The 24,331-nt window shown below is 57.0% G+C and carries 17 protein-coding genes and 5 tRNA genes; 19 read left to right on the top strand and 3 right to left on the bottom strand.

Annotation, left to right across the window (positions count from 1 at the left end):
• Positions 1–61: 61 nt before the first annotated feature.
• Both mutS and narL read right to left on the bottom strand, forming a co-directional pair.
• A complete protein-coding gene (gene mutS, locus ACA373_RS14420; protein WP_370734706.1) occupies positions 62–2,614 on the bottom strand; it encodes a DNA mismatch repair protein MutS in 2,553 nt (850 codons plus the stop codon).
• A gap of 321 nt (positions 2,615–2,935) precedes the next feature.
• Positions 2,936–3,583, bottom strand: a complete 648-nt coding sequence (gene narL, locus ACA373_RS14425) for a two-component system response regulator NarL (RefSeq protein WP_253458950.1) — start codon at positions 3,581–3,583, stop codon at positions 2,936–2,938.
• 313 nt (positions 3,584–3,896) lie between these two features.
• Between narL and ACA373_RS14430 the strand changes: the two genes are divergently transcribed.
• The 6 genes from ACA373_RS14430 to lldD all read left to right on the top strand — a co-directional run bounded on the left by ACA373_RS14430 (position 3,897) and on the right by lldD (position 13,363).
• Entirely contained in the window at positions 3,897–5,291 is a 1,395-nt protein-coding gene (locus ACA373_RS14430) for a NarK family nitrate/nitrite MFS transporter (RefSeq protein ID WP_370734707.1), read from the top strand.
• A gap of 67 nt (positions 5,292–5,358) precedes the next feature.
• Positions 5,359–9,117, top strand: a complete 3,759-nt coding sequence (locus ACA373_RS14435) for a nitrate reductase subunit alpha (protein ID WP_370734708.1) — start codon at positions 5,359–5,361, stop codon at positions 9,115–9,117.
• Positions 9,114–10,652, top strand: a complete 1,539-nt coding sequence (gene narH / locus ACA373_RS14440) for a nitrate reductase subunit beta (protein WP_370734709.1) — start codon at positions 9,114–9,116, stop codon at positions 10,650–10,652. Before ACA373_RS14435 ends, narH begins: the two co-directional genes overlap by 4 nt.
• Positions 10,649–11,374, top strand: a complete 726-nt coding sequence (gene narJ / locus ACA373_RS14445; protein WP_370734710.1) for a nitrate reductase molybdenum cofactor assembly chaperone — start codon at positions 10,649–10,651, stop codon at positions 11,372–11,374. Before narH ends, narJ begins: the two co-directional genes overlap by 4 nt.
• Positions 11,371–12,048, top strand: a complete 678-nt coding sequence (narI, locus tag ACA373_RS14450) for a respiratory nitrate reductase subunit gamma (RefSeq protein ID WP_301252613.1) — start codon at positions 11,371–11,373, stop codon at positions 12,046–12,048. The genes narJ and narI overlap by 4 nt, the downstream gene beginning before the upstream one ends.
• Positions 12,049–12,229: 181 nt before the next feature.
• On the top strand, positions 12,230–13,363 hold the full coding sequence (gene lldD / locus ACA373_RS14455; protein ID WP_253458967.1) for an FMN-dependent L-lactate dehydrogenase LldD: 1,134 nt from the start codon (positions 12,230–12,232) through the stop codon (positions 13,361–13,363).
• A 36-nt stretch (positions 13,364–13,399) separates the two neighbouring features.
• Here the strand turns inward: lldD and ACA373_RS14460 are convergent, their stop codons facing one another.
• On the bottom strand, positions 13,400–13,987 hold the full coding sequence (locus ACA373_RS14460; RefSeq protein ID WP_253458972.1) for a DJ-1/PfpI family protein: 588 nt from the start codon (positions 13,985–13,987) through the stop codon (positions 13,400–13,402).
• A 203-nt stretch (positions 13,988–14,190) separates the two neighbouring features.
• On the opposite strand from ACA373_RS14460, the gene mltB reads away from it, so the two are divergent.
• The 13 genes from mltB to ACA373_RS14525 all read left to right on the top strand — a co-directional run bounded on the left by mltB (position 14,191) and on the right by ACA373_RS14525 (position 24,331).
• Entirely contained in the window at positions 14,191–15,261 is a 1,071-nt protein-coding gene (mltB, locus tag ACA373_RS14465) for a lytic murein transglycosylase B (protein ID WP_301730143.1), read from the top strand.
• Between the two features lie 174 nt (positions 15,262–15,435).
• Positions 15,436–15,930: a nicotinamide-nucleotide amidase gene (gene pncC / locus ACA373_RS14470; RefSeq protein ID WP_301252607.1), complete on the top strand. Its 495-nt coding sequence runs from the start codon at positions 15,436–15,438 to the stop codon at positions 15,928–15,930.
• A gap of 98 nt (positions 15,931–16,028) precedes the next feature.
• On the top strand, positions 16,029–17,096 hold the full coding sequence (gene recA / locus ACA373_RS14475) for a recombinase RecA (protein ID WP_253458981.1): 1,068 nt from the start codon (positions 16,029–16,031) through the stop codon (positions 17,094–17,096).
• Between the two features lie 481 nt (positions 17,097–17,577).
• Entirely contained in the window at positions 17,578–18,093 is a 516-nt protein-coding gene (locus tag ACA373_RS14480) for a regulatory protein RecX (RefSeq protein WP_301730144.1), read from the top strand.
• Positions 18,094–18,221: 128 nt separating this feature from the next.
• A complete protein-coding gene (gene alaS / locus ACA373_RS14485; protein ID WP_253458987.1) occupies positions 18,222–20,849 on the top strand; it encodes an alanine--tRNA ligase in 2,628 nt (875 codons plus the stop codon).
• Positions 20,850–21,097: 248 nt separating this feature from the next.
• Positions 21,098–21,283 carry a carbon storage regulator CsrA gene (csrA, locus tag ACA373_RS14490; RefSeq protein ID WP_004155916.1) on the top strand — a complete coding sequence of 62 codons (186 nt, stop codon included), beginning with the start codon at positions 21,098–21,100 and terminating at the stop codon, positions 21,281–21,283.
• A 306-nt stretch (positions 21,284–21,589) separates the two neighbouring features.
• A tRNA-Ser gene (locus ACA373_RS14495) sits at positions 21,590–21,682 on the top strand.
• Between the two features lie 3 nt (positions 21,683–21,685).
• A tRNA-Arg gene (locus tag ACA373_RS14500) sits at positions 21,686–21,762 on the top strand.
• Positions 21,763–22,014: 252 nt separating this feature from the next.
• A tRNA-Arg gene (locus ACA373_RS14505) sits at positions 22,015–22,091 on the top strand.
• A 114-nt stretch (positions 22,092–22,205) separates the two neighbouring features.
• A tRNA-Arg gene (locus ACA373_RS14510) sits at positions 22,206–22,282 on the top strand.
• A gap of 174 nt (positions 22,283–22,456) precedes the next feature.
• Positions 22,457–22,533, top strand: a tRNA-Arg gene (locus ACA373_RS14515).
• Positions 22,534–23,342: 809 nt separating this feature from the next.
• Positions 23,343–23,909 carry a fructose-1-phosphate/6-phosphogluconate phosphatase gene (yqaB, locus tag ACA373_RS14520; RefSeq protein WP_253458989.1) on the top strand — a complete coding sequence of 189 codons (567 nt, stop codon included), beginning with the start codon at positions 23,343–23,345 and terminating at the stop codon, positions 23,907–23,909.
• Positions 23,906–24,331, top strand: a complete 426-nt coding sequence (locus ACA373_RS14525; RefSeq protein WP_125287465.1) for a YqaA family protein — start codon at positions 23,906–23,908, stop codon at positions 24,329–24,331. The genes yqaB and ACA373_RS14525 overlap by 4 nt, the downstream gene beginning before the upstream one ends.

The following is a 24,331-nucleotide window of genomic DNA, read 5'->3' on the forward strand; positions in this document are numbered from 1 at the left end:
GTTCCATTGCAAAGAAAAGGCCCGCGTGAGGCGGGCCTGCGCTTAAACCATCAGCCTGCAACTAAACCAGCGATTTCAGACGATAGATCCATTCCAGCGCCTGGCGCGGCGACAGCGTGTCGGGATCTAACGCTTCCAGCGCCTCAACGGCCGGGGACGTCTCTTCAACCAGCAGCGGCAGCTGTGGGCCTTCCGCGCTGCCTGCGGCCGCGCTGGCCGAGCTGGCCTCCAGCTCTTTCAGCTTCTGCCGCGCGCGCTTGATCACTTCTTTCGGCACGCCTGCCAGCGCGGCAACGGCCAGTCCGTAACTTTTGCTGGCCGCGCCGTCCTGCACGCTGTGCATAAAGGCGATGGTGTCGCCGTGCTCCACGGCATCCAGATGCACGTTGGCGACGCCTTCCATCTTCTCTTCCAGCGTGGTCAGCTCGAAATAGTGCGTGGCGAACAGCGTCATCGCTTTGATGCGGTTCGCCAGGTTTTCCGCGCAGGCCCAGGCAAGAGAAAGACCGTCGTAGGTCGAGGTGCCGCGGCCGATCTCGTCCATCAATACCAGGCTGTATTCCGTCGCGTTATGCAGAATATTGGCGGTTTCGGTCATTTCGACCATAAAGGTTGAGCGACCGGAGGCGAGATCGTCCGCCGCGCCAACGCGGGTGAAGATGCGGTCGATGGGGCCAATTACCGCTTCTTCCGCCGGAACGTAGCTGCCGATAAAGGCCATCAGCGCTATCAGCGCGGCCTGGCGCATATAGGTGCTTTTACCGCCCATGTTCGGCCCGGTGATCACCAACATGCGGCGCTGCGGTGACAGCGTCAGCGGGTTGGCGATAAACGGCTCTTTCAGCACCTGCTCGACCACCGGATGACGGCCGCCGGTCAGTCTGATGCCTGGCTTATCGGTAAAGGTTGGACAGTTGAAGTTCAGGGTCCAGGCGCGCTCGGCAAGGTTGCTCAATACGTCCAGCTCCGCCAGCGCGGCGGCGCTGATCTGCAGCGCTTCCAGATGCGGCAGCAGCAGATCGAACAGCCCGTCGTAAAGGGCCTTTTCCAGCGCCAGCGCCTTGCCTTTCGAGGTCAGAACCTTGTCTTCATACTCTTTCAGCTCGGGGATAATATAGCGCTCGGCGTTTTTCAGCGTCTGGCGGCGCACGTAGTTGATCGGCACCAGATGGCTTTGCCCACGGCTGACCTGAATATAGTAGCCGTGCACGGCGTTAAAACCGACCTTGAGCGTATCCAGCCCCAGCTTTTCACGCTCGCGGATTTCCAGCTTGTCCAGATAGTCGGTGGCGCCGTCCGCCAGCGCGCGCCACTCGTCCAGCTCTTCGTTATAGCCTGGCGCAATCACGCCGCCGTCGCGCACCAGCACCGGCGGTGCATCGATAATGGCGTTTTCCAGCAGTTCGCGCAGCTCGTCGAACTGGCCCATCTGCTGGCGCAGCGTTTGCAGATGCGGCACGTCGCAGTCAACCAGCAGCGCGTCCAGCCCGGGCAGTTGCTGAAAAGCGTGACGCATTCTGGCCAGATCGCGCGGGCGCGCCGTGCGCAGCGCCAGCCTGGCGAGGATACGCTCCAGATCGCCGACCTGCCGCAGCAGCGGCGCCAGCTCAGCGGTAAAATCCTGTAGCGCGCCGATGCTTTGCTGCCGGTTGATAAGCGTTGCGGTGTCGCGGATCGGCATATGCAGCCAGCGTTTCAGCATGCGGCTGCCCATCGGCGTGACGGTTCTGTCCAGCACCGAAGCCAGCGTGTTATCGATGCCGCCCGCCAGGTTCTGGGTGATTTCCAGATTGCGGCGCGTGGCGGCGTCCATGATGATGCCATCCTGCTGACGCTCCATGGTCAGCGAGCGGATATGCGGCAGCGAGGTGCGCTGGGTATCTTTTACATATTGCAGCAGGCAGCCTGCCGCACGCAGCGCAAACTGCGCCTGCTCGACGCCGAAACCGTTCAGATCGCGGGTGCCGAACTGCATGTTCAGCTGCTGGCGCGCGGTATCCACCTCGAACTCCCACAGCGGACGACGACGTAAGCCACGACGATTTTCAATCAGCGACATGGCGGCAAAATCTTCGGGATAGAGCAGCTCCGCCGGATTGGTGCGCTGTAGCTCTGCCGCCATCGTTTCCAGATCGCTCGGCTCCGCCAGGCGGAATCGGCCGGAACTGATATCCAGCGTGGCGTAGCCGAAGCCGCGCGAACCCTGCCAGATGGCCGCCAGCAAATTGTCCTGACGCTCCTGCAGCAGCGCTTCGTCGCTGATGGTGCCGGGCGTGACGATGCGTACCACTTTACGCTCGACCGGGCCTTTGCTCAGCGCCGGATCGCCGATCTGTTCGCAGATCGCCACCGACTCGCCCAGCTGCACCAGTTTCGCGAGGTAGTTTTCCACGGCATGATGCGGGACGCCAGCCATCGGGATCGGTTCGCCAGCGGAAGCGCCGCGTTTGGTCAGCGAGATTTCCAACAGCTGAGAGGCGCGTTTAGCATCGTCATAAAACAGCTCGTAAAAATCGCCCATGCGGTAGAACAGCAGGATCTCCGGATGCTCGGCTTTCAGACGCAGGTACTGCTGCATCATGGGCGTATGGGAAGAAAGATTGTCAGTGGTCATTATCAGGTCTTCTTTTCCAGTCCATTGAATATAAAGTCGGCGCGGGACGCTGAGTTTTACTTCAAAACGGTGATTGGGCAGGCGCGCCAGCGAGGTCAGCGCAGGTGACGGGCACGAGAGCGGCGCCTTTTTCTGAGGGCTATAGTAACGCAGCGCGATCGATGCTGTCACAGGTAAAAGCCAGAGACGGGCCGCAAAGCGTAAAAATAGAGGGGGTAAAATGCGATAGCGTTGGCGAAACCGTTTAGCGACAGAGGGTGAAGCGCAGCCCTGTCCGGCGACTACTGCGGTGCCGGAAAAGCGGAGCGAAGAAAGTTTTTATCAGCCGTGGCCGTTTTGCAGCGCCCAGACGGCCGCTTCCACCCGGGATTTCAGCTTCATTTTTTTCAGTAGATGTTTAACGTGCACTTTTACCGTGCTTTCCGTAATCGACAGCTTGCGGGCAATGGCCTTATTGGTCATCCCCAGCGTGATTAGCTTCAGAATATCGCGTTCGCGGCGCGTCAGCTGTTCCACATCGCGCGCTTCTGTCGGGCGTGATTCACGCAGGCTGGCCACCAGCACGTTGGTCAGCTTTTCGCTTAACACCATCTGGCCGGCGGCGGCCTGATGCAGCGCTTTCAGCAACGCTTCCGGCTCCATATCCTTCAGCAGATAACCATCCGCGCCGTGTTTTAACGCGTTTACCACGTCATCTTCATGATCTGAAACGCTGAATACCACGATGCGCCCGGAAAGCTCGATGGTGCGCAGCTGCACCAGCGTATCCAGCCCGTTCATGCCTGGCATATTTAAATCCAAAAGGATCAGGTCGGGGTCATGCTGTTCCGCCAGTACGACGCCCTGCGCGCCGTCGCTGGCTTCTGCGATAACCTGCAAACTTTCTTCCATTTCAATCAACTGTTTAACGCCGTTCCGCAGCAGCGGATGATCGTCAATCAGCAGGATAGTGGCAGCTTCTTCTTTCACGCTTGGATTTTCCACAGTCAGAGGGCGGCGAATGATTCCCGGTTAGCTTCTTAATCTTACCGATTAAAAACGTTAACCCTATACCACTAAGGGAGTAACCATAAATTTCTTCCTTCCGCAGTCTAACTGAAAAAAGCGCCCGCTGTGCGTAGTAATTACATGAATTTTATAAATATGTTTCCGATATGTCTCTACTCATCCAGGCGCAGCGGCAGCACGGAGGCAAAAGATCACCTGCATCCACGTTGATTTGCGTCAACCCGGCGTCAGAAGCGGTTAAGCAGAATGCGCTCCATTCAAACCGGAGATGACTATGACGCAACTTGCCCCTCTTCAACCCGAAGAAAACGGTGCCGTTATCCAGGACTGGCAGCCGGAAAACGAGCGGTTCTGGCAGCAGCGTGGAAAACGCATCGCCAACCGTAACCTGTGGATTTCCGTTTTCTGTTTGCTGCTCGCTTTCTGTGTCTGGATGCTGTTCAGCGCCGTTGCAGTGAACCTGAACAAAGTTGGCTTCACCTTTACCACCGAGCAGCTTTTTCTGCTGACGGCGCTGCCTTCCATTTCCGGCGCGCTGCTGCGGATCCCTTACTCTTTTGTGATCCCCGTGTTCGGCGGACGGCGCTGGACGGCTTTCAGCACCGGTATCCTGCTGGTCCCTTGCCTGTGGCTTGGGTTTGCCGTGCAGGACACCAGCACCGCTTTCAGCATTTTTGTGCTGATCGCGCTGCTGTGCGGCTTTGCGGGCGCGAACTTTGCCTCCAGCATGGGCAATATCAGCTTCTTTTTTCCTAAAGCGCAGCAGGGCGGGGCGCTGGGCATCAACGGCGGTCTGGGCAACCTGGGCGTCAGCGTAATGCAGTTCGCCGCCCCGCTGGCCGTTTCCATCGCCGTTTTCGGCGCCTTCGGCGGCGGCGCGCAGCACACCAGCAGCGGCGAAACGATCTGGCTGCAAAACGCCGCGTGGATCTGGGTGCCGTTCCTGCTTGTCGCGACGCTGGCGGCCTGGTTCGGCATGAACGACCTGGCGGCGTCGAAATCTTCTCTGCGCGAGCAGCTGCCGGTACTGAAACGCGGCCACCTGTGGGTGATGGCGCTGCTTTACCTGGCGACTTTTGGCTCTTTTATCGGCTTTTCCGCCGGTTTCGCCATGCTCGCCAAAACGCAGTTTCCGGATATCAGCATTCTTCACTACGCCTTTTTCGGCCCGCTGCTGGGCGCGCTGGCGCGGTCGGCGGGCGGCATTATTTCCGACAGGCTGGGCGGCGTACGCGTGACGCTGGCTAACTTTGTGCTGATGGCGCTGTTTGCCGCGCTGCTGTTCCTGACGCTGCCGGGGGAAGGAACCAGCGGATCCTTTAGCGCCTTTTTCGCCGTGTTTATGGGACTGTTTTTAACCGCCGGCCTGGGCAGCGGCTCGACCTATCAGATGATCGCCGTGATTTTCCGCAAGCTCACCCTGGAGAAGGCAAGCGCGGAAGGGAAAGGCATAGAGACTGCGCAGCGGGAAGCAGTGACCGAAACCTCCGCCGCGCTCGGCTTTATCTCCGCTATCGGCGCGCTGGGCGGCTTTTTCATCCCGCAGACGTTTGGCCTTTCGCTGTCCATGCTGGGTACGCCGACGGGCGCGATGAAAATCTTCCTCGCCTTCTATCTGCTTTGTGTTGGCGTCACCTGGCTGGTTTACGGCCGCAAAAATAAATTTTGATAACGTGCGGAGGCAATGTCCCTCCGCCGCCTGAGCAATATCACCTAAGCCTTCAGGAGTTTTCCGGATGAGCAAATTTCTCGACAGGTTTCGCTACTTTAAACAGCTGGCGGAACCCTTTGCTGGTCAACATGGCCAGACACTCAACACCAATCGCGACTGGGAAGAGGGCTACCGTAGCCGCTGGCAGCACGATAAAATCGTGCGCTCCACGCATGGCGTAAACTGCACCGGCTCCTGCAGCTGGAAAATTTACGTCAAAAATGGCCTGGTCACGTGGGAAACACAGCAAACCGACTATCCGCGCACCCGACCGGATTTGCCGAATCACGAGCCGCGCGGCTGTCCTCGCGGTGCCAGCTACTCCTGGTATCTCTACAGCGCCAACCGCCTGAAATATCCGCTGATGCGCAAAAAGCTGCTCAAGCTGTGGCGCGAAGCCAAAGCGGAGCATCAGGATCCGGTCGCGGCCTGGGGATCGATCGTCAGCGATCCGCAAAAAGCGCAGAGCTATAAGATCGCTCGCGGTCGCGGCGGCTTCGTCCGGTCAAGCTGGCAGGAGGTCAACGAGCTGATCGCGGCATCCAATATCTATACGGCGAAAACCTTCGGCCCGGATCGCATTATCGGCTTTTCACCGATCCCGGCGATGTCGATGGTTTCCTATGCCGCAGGCGCGCGCTATCTGTCGCTGATCGGCGGCGTCTGCCTGAGTTTTTATGACTGGTATTGCGATTTGCCGCCCGCTTCGCCCATGACCTGGGGCGAGCAGACCGACGTGCCGGAATCGGCCGACTGGTATAACTCTTCTTATATTATCGCCTGGGGCTCTAACGTGCCGCAGACGCGCACGCCGGATGCTCATTTCTTTACCGAGGTGCGCTACAAGGGCACCAAAACCGTGGCGATCACGCCTGACTATGCCGAGGTCGCCAAGCTGTGCGATCAGTGGCTGAATCCTAAGCAGGGCACCGACAGCGCGCTGGCGCTGGCTTTAGGACACGTGATGCTGAAGGAGTTTCACCTTGAGCGCGAGGTGCCTTATTTCCGTGACTACGTGCGCCGCTATACCGATATGCCGATGCTGGTGCTGCTGGAGCCGCGCGAGGGCGGCTACTACGCCGCCGGACGCCAGCTCCGCGCCAGCGATCTGATTGATAACCTGGGGCAGGAAAACAACCCGCAGTGGAAAACCATCGCCATCGACCAGGAGAGCGGTGAGCTGGTGGCGCCGCAGGGATCCATCGGCTATCGCTGGGGAGAAAAAGGCAAGTGGAACCTGGAGTCGCGTGAAGGCGGCTCGCAGCGGGAAGTCACGCTTCAGCTTAGCCTGCTGGGCAGCCATGACGAGATCGCCGAGGTCGGCTTTCCTTATTTCGGCGGCCTGGAAAGCGAAAACTTCAGCAGCGTGCCGCTGGAGGAGATCCTGCTGCACAAGCTGCCGGTGAAGCGTTTGCAGCTGGCCGACGGCAGCGCTGCGCTGGTCGCCAGCGTGTATGATCTGACGCTGGCGAACTACGGGCTGGATCGTGGTCTGCACGACGAAAACTGCGCAGGCAGCTATGACGAGATCAAAGCCTACAGCCCGGCCTGGGCCGAGCAGATCACCGGCGTGTCGCGGCAGAATATCATTCGGCTGGCGCGCGAGTTTGCCGACAACGCGGAAAAAACGCGTGGCCGCTCGATGATTATCGTCGGCGCCGGGATGAACCACTGGTATCACATGGATATGAACTACCGTGGGCTGATCAATATGCTGATCTTCTGCGGCTGCGTGGGGCAGAGCGGCGGCGGCTGGGCGCACTATGTCGGTCAGGAAAAACTGCGGCCGCAGACCGGTTGGACGCCGCTGGCTTTCGCGCTCGACTGGCAGCGTCCGCCGCGCCATATGAACAGCACCTCGTTCTTCTATAACCATTCCAGCCAGTGGCGCTACGAAACCGTGCAGACCAGCGAGCTGCTCTCGCCGCTGGCCGATAAAAAGCGCTACGGCGGCAGTTTAATCGACTTTAACGTGCGTTCCGAGCGCATGGGCTGGCTGCCTTCCGCGCCGCAGCTGAACGGCAATCCGCTGAACATCGCCGCGCAGGCGAAAGCGGCCGGGATGCCGCCGGTGGATTTCACCGTGGAAAGCCTGAAAACCGGCACGCTGCGCTTTGCCGCCGAGCAGCCGGACAATCCGCAGAACTTCCCGCGTAACCTGTTTGTCTGGCGCTCCAACCTGCTGGGATCGTCCGGCAAAGGCCATGAGTACATGCTCAAATATCTGCTGGGCACGGAAAACGGCATTCAGGGTAAAGATTTAGGCGTGCAGGGCGGCGTGAAGCCGGAAGAAGTGGAATGGCAGGAGAAAGGCGGCGAAGGCAAGCTGGATCTGGTGGTAACGCTGGATTTCCGCCTGTCCAGTACCTGTCTCTATTCCGATATCGTGCTGCCTACCGCCACCTGGTATGAAAAGGACGATATGAATACTTCGGATATGCATCCGTTTATTCATCCGCTGTCGGCGGCGGTCGATCCGGCCTGGGAAGCGAAAAGCGACTGGGAGATCTATAAAGGCATCGCCAAACGCTTCTCGGAGCTTTGTCCGGGGCATCTCGGTGTGGAAACCGATATCGTCACGCTGCCGGTGCAGCACGATTCGCCGGCGGAGCTGGCGCAGCCTTTTGACGTTAAAGAGTGGAAAAAAGGCGAGTGCGACCTGATCCCCGGCAAAACCGCGCCGCACATTATTGCCGTAGAGCGCGACTATCCGGCCACCTGGGAACGCTTTACCTCGCTTGGCCCGCTGCTGGACAAGCTGGGCAACGGCGGTAAGGGCATCAGCTGGAACACGCAAAAAGAGGTCGATTTCCTTAAAGAGCTGAACTACGTCAAGACGGATGGCCCGGCCGCTGGCCGGCCGAATATCGACAGCGCCATCGATGCGGCCGAGGTCATTTTATCCCTCGCGCCGGAAACCAACGGTCAGGTAGCGGTAAAAGCCTGGCAGGCGCTGAGCGACATTACCGGCCGCGACCACACCCATCTGGCGCTGAACAAAGAAGACGAAAAAATTCGCTTCCGCGATATCCAGGCGCAGCCGCGCAAAATTATCTCCAGCCCCACCTGGTCAGGACTGGAAGACGAGCACGTCTCCTATAACGCCTGTTATACCAACGTGCATGAGCTGATCCCGTGGCGCACGCTCAGCGGACGCCAGCAGCTTTATCAGGATCACGAGTGGATGCGCGCCTTTGGCGAAAGCCTGCTGGTTTATCGTCCCCCTATTGATACCAGGGCGGCCAGGCCTTTGCTGAACAAAAAGCCGAACGGCAATCCGGAAAAGGCGCTGAACTTCCTGACGCCGCACCAGAAATGGGGCATTCACTCTACCTACAGCGACAACCTGCTGATGCTGACGCTGTCGCGCGGCGGCCCTATCGTCTGGATGAGTGAAGAAGACGCGCAGGAGCTGGGGATTGCGGACAACGACTGGATTGAAGCCTTTAACGCCAACGGATCGCTGACCGCTCGCGCAGTGGTCAGCCAGCGCGTACCGGCAGGTATGACCATGATGTACCACGCGCAGGAACGCATTGTGAACATTCCCGGTTCGGAAATTACCGGCCAGCGCGGCGGCATTCATAACTCCGTGACCCGCGCCTGCCCTAAACCAACCCATATGATCGGCGGCTACGCGCAGCTTTCCTACGGCTTTAACTATTACGGCACCGTAGGGTCCAATCGCGATGAGTTTGTGGTGGTGCGCAAAATGAATCACGTTCACTGGCTGGACGGTGAAGGTAACGACGACTGCCAGGGCGGCAAGGGGAGAAAATCATGAAAATTCGCTCGCAGGTCGGCATGGTGCTGAATCTGGATAAATGTATCGGCTGCCACACCTGTTCCGTGACCTGTAAAAACGTCTGGACCAGCCGTGAAGGGATGGAATACGCCTGGTTTAACAACGTTGAAAGCAAGCCGGGCGTCGGCTATCCGCAGGCATGGGAAGATCAGGAAAAATGGAAGGGCGGCTGGATCCGTAAAATCAACGGCAGGCTGGTGCCGCGCATGGGCAACCGCGTCGGGCTGCTGTCGAAAATTTTCGCTAACCCGGACGTGCCTGCGCTGGACGATTACTATGAGCCGTTCGACTACGACTATCAGCATTTACACAATGCGCCCGCTGGCAAACATCAGCCGATAGCGCGGCCGCGCTCGCTGATCACCGGCAAGCGGATGAAAAAAATCGAAAACGGCCCGAACTGGGAAGAGATCCTTGGCGGCGAGTTTTCCAAACGCTCGCAGGATAAAAATTTCGATAACATCCAGAAAGAGATGTACGGCCAGTTTGAACACACCTTTATGGCCTATCTGCCGCGCCTGTGCGAGCACTGCCTGAACCCGGCGTGCGTGGCGACCTGCCCAAGCGGTGCCATCTATAAGCGCGGCGAAGACGGTATCGTGCTGATCGATCAGGACAAGTGTCGCGGCTGGCGCATGTGCCTGACCGGCTGTCCCTATAAAAAAATCTACTTCAACTGGAAAAGCGGCAAATCGGAGAAGTGTATTTTCTGCTATCCGCGTATTGAGGCAGGCCAGCCCACGGTCTGTTCGGAAACCTGCGTAGGGCGCATCCGCTATCTTGGCGTGCTTTTGTACGACGCGGATCGCATTGAAGAAGCGGCAGCGAGCGAGCATGAACAGGATCTTTATGAAAGCCAGAGGGCGATCTTCCTCGATCCCCACGATCCCGAGGTGGTTGCCGAAGCGTTAAAAGAAGGCATCCCGCCAAGCGTGATTGACGCAGCGCAACGCTCGCCGGTTTATAAAATGGCGATGGAGTGGAAGCTGGCGCTGCCGCTGCATCCGGAATACCGCACGCTGCCGATGGTCTGGTACGTGCCGCCGCTGTCGCCCATTCAGAGCGCGGCGGACGCGGGCGACCTGCCGCACAACGGTATTCTGCCGGACGTGGAAAGCCTGCGCATTCCCGTGCAGTACCTGGCGAACCTGCTGACGGCGGGCGATACCGCGCCGGTTTTGCTGGCGCTAAAGAGAATGCTGGCCATGCGTCATTATAAACGCGCGGAAACCGTCGATAACCTTGTCGACACGCGGGCGCTGAAACAGGTCGGCTTAAGCGAAGCGCAGGCGCAGGAGATGTACCGCTATCTGGCCATCGCCAATTATGAAGATCGTTTCGTGGTGCCTTCCAGCCATCGTGAACTGGCGCGGGAAGCCTTCCCGGAAAGCAAAGGCTGCGGCTTCAGCTTCGGCGATGGCTGCCACGGCAGCGACGGTCGCTTCAACCTGTTTAACAGCCGCCGTATCGACGCGATTGATATTGGCAAAAAAACGCAGGAGGAGCAGCCATGATTACACTACGTATCGTCGCCCGGCTGCTGGATTATCCCGATGAAGCGCTCTTTACGCATCAGGCTGAAATGCTGGCGGCGCTGGAAGCGGGCAGCGAGCTTGATGCCGCGCAGCGCGCGCAGCTCACCGGTTTTATTACGGAATTTTGCGCAGGCTCGCTGCTGGACAGGCAGGCCGACTATTGCGAGCTGTTCGATCGCGGTCGGGCCACCTCTTTGCTGCTGTTCGAGCATGTTCACGGCGAGTCGCGCGATCGCGGCCAGGCAATGGTCGATCTGCTGGAGCAGTATCGCGCCGACGGCCTGGAGCTGAGCGCGAAAGAGCTGCCCGATTTTCTGCCGCTCTATCTGGAGTATCTGGCCAGTCTTGACGCCACCCGAGCCCGCGCTGGCCTGGCCGACGTGGCGCCAATCCTCGCGCTGCTGGCCGCCAGGCTAAAACAGCGTCAAAGCCGCTATAGCGAGCTGTTCACCGTGCTGCTGGCGCTCTCCGGCGCCGGGCTGGCGGTAGATGACCTGACGCCGAAAATCCATAAAGAGGCCCGCGACGATACGCCAGCGGCGCTGGATGCGGTCTGGGAAGAGGAACAGATTAAGTTTCTCGGCGAGCAGGGCTGTGCTTCCGCCCAGCAGGCCGCGCATCAGCGCCGCTTTGCCGACGCCGTCACGCCGCAGTATCTGGACGTGGCGGCAATGACAACATCCACGGGGCGTTCATCATGAATTTTCTCTCAGGTTTCTTTTTCGATATTTATCCTTATATCGCAGGCAGCGTTTTCCTGATTGGCAGCTGGCTGCGCTACGACTATGGCCAGTACAGCTGGCGCGCCGGCTCCAGCCAGATGCTGGATAAAAAAGGGATGCGGCTCGCCTCCAACCTGTTTCATATCGGCATCATTGGTATTCTCTTCGGCCATTTCGTCGGCCTGCTGACGCCGCACTGGATGTACGAGGCTTTTCTGCCGATCGCCGCCAAGCAGAAGCTGGCGATGGTGGCCGGCGGCGTTTGCGGTTTGCTGACGCTGGCGGGCGGCGCGCTGCTGCTTAAGCGTCGCCTGCTCAATCCGCGCGTCAGGGCCACCAGCAGCGCCGGCGATATCCTGATCCTGACGCTGCTGGTAGCGCAGGCCACGCTGGGGCTGCTGACCATTCCTTTCTCCGCGCAGCATATGGACGGCAGCGAAATGATGAAGCTGGTCGGCTGGGCGCAGGCGATCGTGACCTTCCATGCGGGCGCGTCGCAGCATCTGGAAGGCGTGGCGCTGATTTACCGCGTGCATATGGTACTGGGCATGACGCTGTTCCTGCTGTTTCCGTTCTGCCGCCTGGTGCATATCTGGAGCGTGCCGCTGGAATATTTGACGCGGCGCTATCAGCTGGTACGCAATCGCCGTTAGTTGTGCGGCGTTACCTTGTGCAAAAAAGGCGATCGTCTGGTTTGTTGCCAAAATGTTGAGATGTGGGTCAGCGTATCCGTTTTCCGTCTCGACTACACTGCCTGTTCTTCCGGGCCGCTCTCGCGGCTCGTTTACTTTGCTTCGCGATGAAGCCGAGCGTTTTAACAAGGCAGGAAACCAGATGATCATTTCCGCATCAACGGATTACCGGGCAGCGGCACGGCGCAGACTGCCGCCTTTCCTTTTCCACTATATCGACGGCGGTGCCTATAGCGAGCACACCCTCAGGCGCAATACGGCCGATCTGGCCGATATCGCGCTACGCCAGCGCATCCTGAAAAATATGGCCGAGCTGAGCCTGGAAACCACGCTGTTCGACGAGAAGCTGGCGATGCCGGTCATTCTCGCGCCGGTAGGACTGACGGGCATGTATGCACGGCGTGGCGAAGTGCAGGCGGCGCGCGCGGCGGCAAAAATGGGCATTCCCTTTACGCTTTCCACCGTTTCCGTCTGTCCCATCGAAGAGGTCGCGCCGGCGATTTCACGGCCTATGTGGTTCCAGCTTTACGTCTTAAAAGACCGTGGCTTTATGCGAAACGCGCTGGAGCGGGCCAAAGCCGCAGGGGTAAAAACGCTGGTCTTTACCGTGGATATGCCGGTGCCTGGCGCGCGCTACCGCGATGCGCATTCCGGCATGAGCGGGCCGAACGCGGCTTTCCGCCGGATGGTGCAGGCCATGCTGCATCCGCAGTGGGCATGGGATGTGGGCCTGAACGGCAAGCCGCACGATCTGGGCAATGTCTCGGCCTATCGCGGCCATCCGACCACGCTGGAAGACTACATTGGCTGGCTGGGCGCCAACTTCGATCCCTCTATCTCCTGGAAAGATTTGGAGTGGATCCGTGAGTTCTGGCAAGGGCCAATGATCATTAAGGGCATTCTCGATCCGCAGGATGCGAAGGATGCCGTGAGCTTCGGCGCCGATGGCATTGTGGTGTCTAACCACGGCGGCCGTCAGCTGGACGGCGTGCTTTCTACCGCGCGTGCGCTGCCCGCCATTGCCGATGCGGTAAAAGGCGACATTAAGATCCTGGCGGATTCAGGGATACGAACCGGGTTGGACGTGGTGCGGATGCTGGCGCTGGGCGCGGACAGCGTGCTGCTGGGCAGAGCCTTTGTCTATGCGCTGGCCGCAGCGGGCGAAGCTGGCGTGGTGAATCTGCTCTCGCTGATGGAAAAAGAGATGCGCGTGGCGATGACGCTGACCGGCGCGAAATCGGTAGCCGACATCAGCCGCGAGTCGCTGACGCTGTAAAGGTTGGCAGGCGAGGGCGCCTGCCGACAGCACAGACTAGCTGGCGTTTAGCCCGCTGTAAGAGCGCCAGTGGTCAAAATAGATGTGGTCAGCCTGGAAATCGGCCGTTTCGGTATCGTCGGTCAGGCGCCAGGCCAGCTGAAAGGCGAACTCAAAACTTTTGCCCAGCCCTTTGCCGCTCAGCAGGTTGCCGTCTTCCACCACCTCCTCCGCACTATAAACGCCATCGGTAACGCCCTTATACAAATCACCTGAGCAGGTATAGCGACGGCCCTTCAACAGATGATTGCCGCCCAGCACGCGCGCGGCAGCGGAACAGATCGGCGCAATCCATTTTCCCGCTTCGTCATGACGGCGAATAAACGCCGTGACCAGCGGGTTGGCCGCCAGGTTAACGGTGCCTTCCGGCCCGCCAGGGATAACCACGGCGTCAAACTCTTTATCCAGGCCCGCCAGCAGAACATCCGCTACCACCGGCACGGCATGGTAGCTGGGCACTTCACGCGTATCATGGCAGGCGACAGTCGTTACCTTAACGTGCAGACGGTTTAATATATCAATAATAATAAAGGCCTCCGCCTCTTCGAATCCCGGCGCCAGCAGCACCGCAGCCTGTTTGCTCATTACTCCTCCTGATTTGATAAAATGCTATTTTCTATTAAATGAAATGGCGTTTTATTTTAATGGCAGCAGCGAGTTTACGCCGTCTGGCCGCGCAGGAAAAGAGAAAGGAAAAAAGCGGCAGATTTACATAACATCTGTTTTCAGAATGGCTGGCGATGTTCTAACATGAATGCTACTTTTCCGTTTTGCACTCTGGATATTCAATGCGTTATCTGGCCTCATTTTTGCCCGCGCTGCTGCTGCTTTCCGCCTGCAGCAGTAAAGCCCCTGCGCCTGAGCCTCACGGCAATCCTTTTCGGGGCAACAACAGCTTTTTACTGGATCCCGAGCATAACGTAGCGCCGCTGGACGGCGATTTCGCCAACAGCCCGACGGCCGAAGCCTTTATCGATAAAATGGTGCGCGAACACGGTTTTAACCGTCAGCAGCTGCATAACGTGCTGGCACAGGCGAAGCGGCTGGATTGGGTGCTGCGGCTGATGGATCGGCAGGCGCCTTCTTATCAGGCACCCTCCGGCCCGAACGGCGCCTGGATCCGCTATCGCAAAAAATTTATCGTGCCGGATAACGTGCAGAACGGCGTCCAGTTCTGGAATCAATATCAGGACGCGCTCAATCGTGCCTCGGAAGTTTACGGCGTGCCGCCGGAAATCATCGTCGGCATTATTGGCGTCGAAACCCGCTGGGGACGCGTAATGGGTAAAACGCGCATTATCGATGCGCTGGCGACGCTGGCGTTCGCCTATCCTCGTCGCGCCGAGTACTTTAGCGGCGAGCTGGAAACCTTCCTGCTGATGGCGAAAGAAGAGAACGACGATCCGCTTGATTTACGCGGTTCGTTCGCTGGCGCCATGGGCTACGGCCAGTTTATGCCTTCTGCCTTTAAGCAATACGCCGTTGATTTCAATGGCGACGGCCATATCAATCTTTGGGATCCTGTAGACGCAATAGGCAGCGTGGCCCACTATTTCAGCGCGCACGGCTGGATAAAAGGCGGCACCGTAGCCGTACCGGCTAACGGCGAAGCGTCGCAGCTGGAAACGGGCTTCAAAACCCGCTATACGGCCGCGCAGCTCTCTGCCGCCGGTTTGTCGCCGCAGGTGCCGCTACAGGACAATCAGCAGGTCAGCCTGCTGCGTTTTGATATGGGCACTTACTATCAATACTGGTACGGGTTGCCGAATTTTTACGTTATTACCCGCTATAACCACAGCAATCACTATGCGATGGCCGTGTGGCAGCTGGGCCAGGCCGTACGCGACGCCCGTCAGTAACGTCAGTTTTACCTCCCGATCGCCCGGCGGCGCGTTGCCGGGCAATCGCCTGTTTCTACAACGCTTTTCCTGACTGACTTTATGAAAGCGGTTCGCAAATCCCGCCTTTGTCTCTTCGTGCCTGGCTAAAAAGTGCTAATCTTCATTCTTACGATAAGCAAGCAGGGAACAAGAATGACGGACAGCGAATTGCGCCTGTTAAGCCAGGAAATCGGTCAGCATTTACAGCGCCTTAATGCCACGGTTACCGCGGCGGAATCCTGTACGGGCGGTTGGATAGCGAAAGTGATTACCGACGTCGCCGGCAGTTCACAATGGTTTGAGCGGGGCTTTGTCACCTACAGCAATGAGGCCAAGCAGACGCTGGTGGGCGTGACGGCCGCCTCGCTGGAAAGCTTTGGCGCGGTCAGCGAACAGGTGGTGACAGAGATGGCGGAAGGGGCGCTTAAACAGGCCCGCGCGCAGTATGCTGTAGCTGTCAGCGGCATCGCCGGCCCCGATGGCGGAACGGCGGAAAAACCGGTGGGAACGGTGTGGTTCGGCTTCGCAGCGGAAGGCGCTAACTCGCTGGCGCAGCGCAAAATTTTTGCGGGCGACAGAGAGGCCGTTCGACGTCAGGCCACGGCTTATGCGCTGTTGACGCTACGTGACCATTTTCTTAAAAATTAAGCTTGATACTGTATGACTATACAGTATAATTGCACCCATATTGATTGAGACACGAAGCCGCGAAAGCGTGCTTTACCCCCGCGTGATTAGGAGTGGAAATGGCTATTGACGAAAACAAGCAAAAAGCACTGGCAGCAGCGCTGGGCCAGATTGAAAAGCAATTTGGTAAAGGCTCCATCATGCGCCTGGGTGAAGACCGCACTATGGATGTGGAAACCATCTCTACCGGTTCGCTTTCGCTGGATATCGCGCTGGGCGCGGGCGGCCTGCCAATGGGCCGTATCGTCGAAATTTACGGGCCGGAATCTTCCGGTAAAACCACGCTGACGTTACAGGTTATCGCGTCTGCACAGCGCAAGGGCAAAACCTGCGCCTTTATCGATGCCGAGCATGCGCTCGATCCGGTTTACGCTAAAAAGCTGGGCGTGGACATTGATAACCTGCTCTGCTCGCAGCCGGACACCGGTGAGCAGGCGCTGGAAATCTGTGATGCGCTGGCGCGTTCCGGCGCGGTTGACGTAATCATCGTTGACTCCGTGGCGGCGCTGACGCCGAAAGCGGAAATCGAAGGCGAAATCGGCGACTCGCATATGGGTCTGGCGGCTCGTATGATGAGCCAGGCTATGCGTAAGCTGGCCGGTAACCTGAAGAACTCCAACACGCTGCTGATCTTCATCAACCAGATCCGTATGAAAATCGGCGTGATGTTCGGTAACCCGGAAACCACTACCGGCGGTAACGCGCTGAAATTCTACGCCTCTGTCCGTCTGGATATCCGCCGTATCGGCGCGATTAAAGAGGGTGACGAAGTCGTCGGTAGCGAAACCCGCGTGAAAGTGGTGAAAAACAAAATCGCCGCGCCGTTCAAGCAGGCTGAGTTCCAGATTATGTACGGCGAAGGCATCAATATCTACGGCGAGCTGGTAGACCTTGGCGTGAAGCACAAGCTGATTGAAAAAGCGGGTGCCTGGTACAGCTACAACGGCGATAAAATCGGTCAGGGTAAGGCAAACGCCGGCAACTTCCTGAAAGAGAACCCGGCTGTGGCTACCGAGATCGAAAACAAGCTGCGCGCTACGCTGATGAACAATCCGGACACCACGCCAGACTTTGTGGCTGACAAAGATGATGCCAACGAAGCCAGCGAAACTAACGAAAACTTCTGATTAGCAGCCCGCGAGGGCAGATAGTTGGAAAGCGCTGAAAAGGAGTGGCCCTGTGCCGCTCCTTTTTTATTTTCGACTTACGCTTTCTGAACCAGCTTGTTACGGCAGCAGCCAGGTTCGTTCTATAGCGCACGCGCGCAAAAGAGCATTGTTTTCAGCGCTGTGAACCGCCCATGCGAGTTTTTTCCAGCGAACGAGCTGCCTTGTACTGATTTTTTCAGGGTACGAGTCGCCTGCTTTCAGCGTACGACTCGCCTTGTGCCCGCTCCTTTCAGCACACGAGCCGCTTTGACCGACTTTTTTCCACCATAAGATGCGCCTTGTGCAAGTTTTCCAGCGCAGGATCCACCAGGTATCACCTGTTTCCCGCTTACAAATCGCCTTTGCCGCCTTTCTCCACACATTAGCCAAAGCGCTTTGTTTCTTTTGCGGTTCCTCGCTACCCTTACCATGAGTTAATTTTTTGCATAACCGGAGCAAGATGTCTGACGCCACCGAACGAAGCCAGTTTACCCGCCTGTTAGATCGGGCCATGCGCATTCTGGCCATGCGCGATCACAGCGAGGCGGAATTTCGCCGCAAGCTTTCGCTCTCTGCAGAGCGGGCCGCGATGTATGCTAAAACGCAGGCGCAGCAGCCTGAACCCGTTACGCCAGAGCAAATCGATCGGGTCGTCGCCTGGTGTTATGAAAGCAATTATCTGGACGATGCCCGCTTTGCGGAGCGCTTTGTCGCCAGCCGCAGCCGTAAGGGCTACGGCCCGCAGCGTATCCGTATGGAGCTGGGGCAGAAGGGCGTGGCGAAGCCGCTGATCGATGAAACGCTGGCCAAAACGGAAATTGACTGGCAGCAAATGGCGTTCGACTCGGCGGAGCGGAAGTTTGGCCTGCCGCTGCCGACCGAATGGAAGGAAAAAGCCAAAGTGCAGCGCTATTTAATGACTAAAGGCTTCTTTTCCGAAGATATCCGCAGCGTTTTTTCAAATTTTGAAGATTGAGCGCCAATGGGATTTTACTTCGCACCGAAGAAAATTTATCTTATTCACCACTTTTTGTTCGTGTGTTGCTTAGCCTTACGGCAGGTTTAAACCCACGAAACGTTCGTTAGCGTGATTCCAGGACAATTATGAGCAAGAGCACTGCGGAGATTCGCCAGGCGTTTCTCGACTTTTTCCATAGCAAGGGACATCAGGTTGTAGCCAGTAGCTCCCTCGTCCCGACTAATGACCCGACGCTGCTGTTTACCAACGCCGGGATGAACCAGTTCAAAGACGTTTTCCTGGGCCAGGACAAGCGCAGCTACTCGCGCGCAACCACCTCGCAGCGCTGCGTGCGCGCAGGCGGTAAACATAATGACCTGGAAAACGTTGGCTATACCGCCCGTCACCATACCTTCTTTGAAATGCTGGGCAACTTCAGCTTCGGCGACTATTTCAAACGCGAAGCTATCGGTTTTGCGTGGGAGCTGCTGACCAGCGCGCAGTGGTTTAACCTGCCGAAAGAGAAGCTGTGGGTTACCGTCTACGAAACCGATGATGAAGCCTTCAATATCTGGGCAGATGAAATCGGCGTGCCGCGTGAGCGTATTATCCGCATCGGCGATAACAAGGGCGGTGCTTACGCCTCTGATAACTTCTGGCAGATGGGCGACACCGGCCCGTGCGGCCCGTGCAGCGAAATCTTCTTTGACCACGGCGACCATATCTGGGGCGGCCCGCCGGGCAGTCCGGAGGAAGACGGCGATCGCTTTATTGAGATCTGGAACATCGTCTTTATGCAGTTCAACCGTCAGCCTGACGGCACCATGCTGCCGCTGCCGAAGCCTTCCGTCGATACCGGTATGGGCCTGGAGCGTATCTCCGCCGTGTTGCAGCACGTTAACTCCAACTACGAAATCGATCTGTTCCAGAAGCTGATCAAGGCTGTTGCAGAAGCGACTGGTGCCACCGATCTGAGCAGCAAATCACTGCGCGTCATTGCCGACCATATCCGTTCCTGCGCTTTCCTGATTTGCGATGGCGTGATCCCATCCAACGAAAACCGCGGCTACGTGCTGCGCCGCATTATTCGCCGCGCTATTCGTCACGGCAACATGCTGGGCGCGCAGGGGTCCTTCTTCTGGAAACTGGTAGCGCCGCTGATTGACGTTATGGGCGCAGCGGGCGAAGAGCTGGCGAAGCAGCAGGCTCAGGTTGAGCAGGTGCTGAAAACCGAAGAAGAGCAGTTTGCGAAAACGCTGGAGCGCGGTCTGGCGCTGCTGGACGAAGAGCTGGAGAAGCTGCAGGGCGACACGCTGGACGGCGAAACCGTTTTCCGCCTGTATGACACCTTTGGCTTCCCGGTCGATTTAACCGCCGACGTCTGTCGCGAGCGTAATCTGAAAATTGACGAAGCGGGCTTCGAGAAAGCGATGGAGCAGCAGCGTCAGCGTGCTCGTGAAGCCAGTGGCTTTGGCGCGGACTACAGCAACGTTATCCGCATTGATGAAGCCTCGACCTTCAAAGGTTATGACCAGCTTGAGCTGAGCGCGACCGTTACCGCTATCTTTGTGGACGGTCAGCCTGCAAATGCGATTGCCGCCGGTCAGGAAGGCGTTATCGTGCTGGATGAAACGCCATTCTACGGCGAATCAGGCGGCCAGGTAGGCGATACCGGCGAGCTGCGTAACAACGACGCGGTGTTCACCGTTACCGACACGCAAAAATATGCGCAGGCGATTGGTCATATCGGCAAGCTGGCTTCCGGTCAGCTGCGGGTCGGCGATCGTCTGGCCGCGCACGTGGACGAAGAGCGTCGCGCGCGTATTCGTCTGAATCACTCAGCGACGCACCTGTTACACGCTGCGCTACGTCAGGTTCTGGGCCATCATGTGGCACAGAAAGGCTCACTGGTGAACGATAAATATCTGCGCTTCGACTTCTCCCATTCTGAAGCGATGAAGCCGCAGGAAATCCGTCAGGTTGAGGAAATCGTCAACGCACAGATCCGCCGTAACCTGGCGGTCGACACCAACGTGATGGAGCTGGAAAAAGCGAAAGCGCTGGGCGCGATGGCGCTGTTTGGCGAAAAATATGACGATCGCGTCCGCGTGCTGACGATGGGCGATTTCTCTACCGAACTTTGCGGCGGCACGCACGCCAGCCGCACGGGCGATATCGGCCTGTTCCGCATCACCTCTGAAGCCGGTACGGCGGCAGGTATTCGCCGTATTGAAGCGGTGACGGGCGAAGGCGCGTTAAAGCAGATGTATGCCCAGAGCGAGCAGCTGCAGGAGATCGCTCACCTGGTGAAAGCCAACAGCAGCAATCTGAATGAAAAAGTGCGTGGCCTGATGGATAACGTCCGCGCGCTGGAAAAAGAACTGCAGCAGCTGAAAGATCAGCAGGCCGCGCAGGAGAGCGCTTCTCTCAGCAGTAAAGCTATCGACGTCAAGGGCGTTAAGCTGCTGGTAAGCGAGTTGACTAACGTCGAGCCGAAAATGCTGCGTACGATGGTGGACGATCTGAAGAACCAGCTGAAGTCAGCCGTTATCGTGCTGGCTACCGTTGCGGAAGGAAAGGTTTCGCTGATTGCCGGCGTAACCAAAGATGTAACCGATCGCGTGAAAGCCGGCGAGCTGGTGGGCGAGCTGGCTCAGCAGGTTGGCGGTAAGGGCGGCGGCCGCCCGGATATGGCTCAGGCCGGCGGCACCGATGCCGGAGCACTACCAGGGGCTCTGGCCGGTGTTGAAAGCTGGGTGGCGGCAAAACTGTAACACTATAAAAAGGCATCCCGGAAAGCGCGGTGGGGCAGGGCTTCACCGCGTCATTCTGTCAGATGTTATCGCAAAAAACACAAAGTCAGGTTGATGGTGTGTATTTCGGCTAAACTAAGTATCAGCAGAATGTATTACCGTGATGATGCACTTGTTGTGCATTTGTCATAGTCTATATTTAGCGTTATATGATGGATAATGCCGGGCGACAGTTAACCCGACTCTTTTAATCTTTCAAGGAGCAAAGAATGCTTATTCTAACTCGTCGAGTTGGTGAAACCCTCATGATCGGTGATGAGGTGACTGTAACGGTGCTGGGAGTAAAAGGGAATCAGGTTCGCATCGGTGTGAATGCCCCTAAAGAAGTTTCGGTTCATCGCGAAGAGATTTATCAGCGTATTCAGGCCGAAAAAACTCAGCAAACGAGTTACTAACGGATCCAGCGCCTTGCCGCCCAGGCGAGGCGCTACCGGTTTTGTCCTTCTTTCCCGCCTTTCTTTGTTTTTCTTTCGCTGTATCTCTTCGGGCCTGTACACACTTCCCTGCTGTGAAAGGGCCGATTATTGTTGATAAATCACTCTTTTTGCTTTCCAAATACCCATTTTGGCTGGGAAATGCGCAATCAAACGCGAGAGTGAAAAAATATGTTTGACTTATAAGGCCCAGAAAGTAATATGTGCGCCACGCAGTGCCGATGAGCAGAAACAAGTTCAGAAGCACAGCTCGATAAGAGCGCGTATGGTGAGGTGGCCGAGAGGCTGAAGGCGCTCCCCTGCTAAGGGAGTATGCGGTCAAAAGCTGCATCCGGGGTTCGAATCCCCGCCTCACCGCCATTTGCATCCGTAGCTCAGCTGGATAGAGTACTCGGCTACGAACCGAGCGGTCGGAGGTTCGAATCCTCCCGGATGCACCATATTTAAGAAGTGTTGCAGCCATTGTGTTCTGGTAAAGCAGTAAGTATTAGCCGCCAGCACAAGGGATGATAACGTTGCTTTAGCAACGGCCCGTAAGGGTAAGGCGTAAGCCGAATCATCCTCCTGGATGCACCATATTTTATAAAGTGGCTTAGCAAGTCGCCGCTTTGTTTAAGTAGTACCGATACAGCGTTAGCAGCCTGTATCAAGGTGAGTCGTCAGCACCCCTGCGTTATACCAGAATTTGTTATGCATCCGTAGCTCAGCTGGATAGAGTACTCGGCTACGAACCGAGCGGTCGGAGGTTCGAATCCTCCCGGATGCACCATATTTTGTAGAAGTCGGCAGTAGCCTCTTCTGAGAAATGAAAAGATTTAAACGTCTGTCAGTTTCTTCTGTATCTCCTCAGGTTTGTCGCGTTATCTCCCCACTGTTTCTCAATGCATCCGTAGCTCAGCTGGATAGAGTACTCGGCTACGAACCGAGCGGTCGGAGGTTCGAATCCTCCCGGATGCACCATATTCTAGTAATGTGGCAGCAATATCTTAACTGACATACTGTGAAAAGCTTGCAGCGTGTACAGGGAGGATAACATCGCTAAGCGATGGCCCGAAGGGTGAGGCGTAAGCCGAATCATCCTCCCGGATGCACCCTATTCAGTTGTACCAGGCAGTATCTTTAGCTTTCCTCAATGCATCCGTAGCTCAGCTGGATAGAGTACTCGGCTACGAACCGAGCGGTCGGAGGTTCGAATCCTCCCGGATGCACCATATTTTAGTAATGCGGCAGCAATATCTTAACTGACATACTGTGAAAAGGTTGCAGCGTGTACAGGGAGGATAACATCGCTAAGCGATGGCCCGAAGGGTGAGGCGTAAGCCGAATCATCCTCCCGGATGCACCATATATTGCAAATCTGGTCGCAATAACGTACTCGCATAGCGCAAGCAGTTACCGCCAGCACAAGGGATGATAACGTTGCTTTAGCAACGGCCCGTAAGGGTGAGGCGCCAGCCGAATCATCCTCCCGGATGCACCATCTTCTGAATATCTCGTCGTAACACCTTTACTGACATACTGTGAAAAGCTTGCAGCTTGTACAGGAAGAGTAAAAACGCTTAGCAATGACCCGAAGCGCAAGCGCATTATCCTCATCTTCTGTTATTCCAACTCATAGCCATTCTGAACAGCCATACCGTATAAAGCTTATAGCGCTGATGCTACAGCAATCCTTTACGATCGAATTGTAAAAAACCTGCCTGATGCTTTTCCAATACCCTTTCCGTATCCTCATACTTGCTGCCTTAACAAGGCGAAATTATCACGCCGCTTTATAATATACATTTCCTCACTTTCTGCTTTTGCCGTTATATACCCCGTTAATTGCCGGTCCAGAGTCGGTTCCATAGTTACACTTTTGTGCTTTTTGGCCTCAATTAAGGCCATCTGTTAACAAGGATATAATCTGATAATAAAAAACCCTATATGTTTCAAGGCATTTGCGGATCCAAGCTGACAGCGACAAGTTCGGTGCTTTACGCTAAAGTAAACGTTCGTTGATTCAGGGACGGAGGCTTCCGTGTACGACAGTTATGACGGCTTGATATTTGATATGGACGGCACGATTCTGGATACGGAACCTACGCATCGTAAAGCCTGGCGAACCGTTCTGGCGCGCTACGATATGCGCTTTGACGACCTGTCGCTGATTAAGCTGAACGGCTCGCCAACGTGGCGGATAGCGGAAGCTATCATCAACAGCTATCAGAGCAGCCTGGATCCCCATCAGCTGGCCGCAGAAAAAACCGCGGCGCTGAAAGAGATGCTTTTCGATAGCGTCCAGCCGCTGCCGCTGGTTGACGTCGTTAAAGCTTACCGCGGTAAACGGCCTATGGCGGTCGGTACCGGCAGCGAGCACGCCGTAGCCGAAGCGCTGCTGCAACATTTAGGGCTTCGCGACTATTTTGACGCGGTTGTCGGCGCTGATGACGTTAAGCGTCATAAGCCGGAACCGGATACGTTTCTGCGCTGCGCCGAATTAATCGGTGTTGCGCCTGAGCGCTGTATCGTGTTTGAAGACGCCGATTTCGGTATTCAGGCCGCGCAGGCGGCAGGCATGGCTTTTGTCGACGTCAGGCGTCTGTGAGCGACTGGCTATACGGTTCAATGTTTGTCAGCGGTTTCCTGAGCGCCACGCTGCTGCCGGGAAACTCAGAAGTGCTGCTGGTTTCGCTGCTGCTGTCGGGAAAAGCTTCCGCGCTCGGCGTGACCGGCATTGCTGCCCTGGGGAATACCCTCGGCGGTTTAACCAACGTTATCATCGGCCGCTGTCTGCCGCTAAAACAGCAGGGGCGATGGCATAACACAGCAACAGCGTGGCTGCACCGCTGGGGGCCTGCTGCGTTACTTCTTAGCTGGTTGCCGGTTATTGGCGATCTGCTTTGCGTTCTCGCGGGGTGGCTTCGCTTCGCCTGGCTTCCGGTTGCGCTCTGGCTCGCCGTGGGCAAGACGTTGCGCTATGGCGTGCTGGCTTTCGCAACATTACAGGGCATGGAATGGTGGCAGTGA

Source organism: Erwinia sp. STN24 (assembly GCF_041320675.1).
Lineage (GTDB): Bacteria > Pseudomonadota > Gammaproteobacteria > Enterobacterales > Enterobacteriaceae > Erwinia > Erwinia aeris.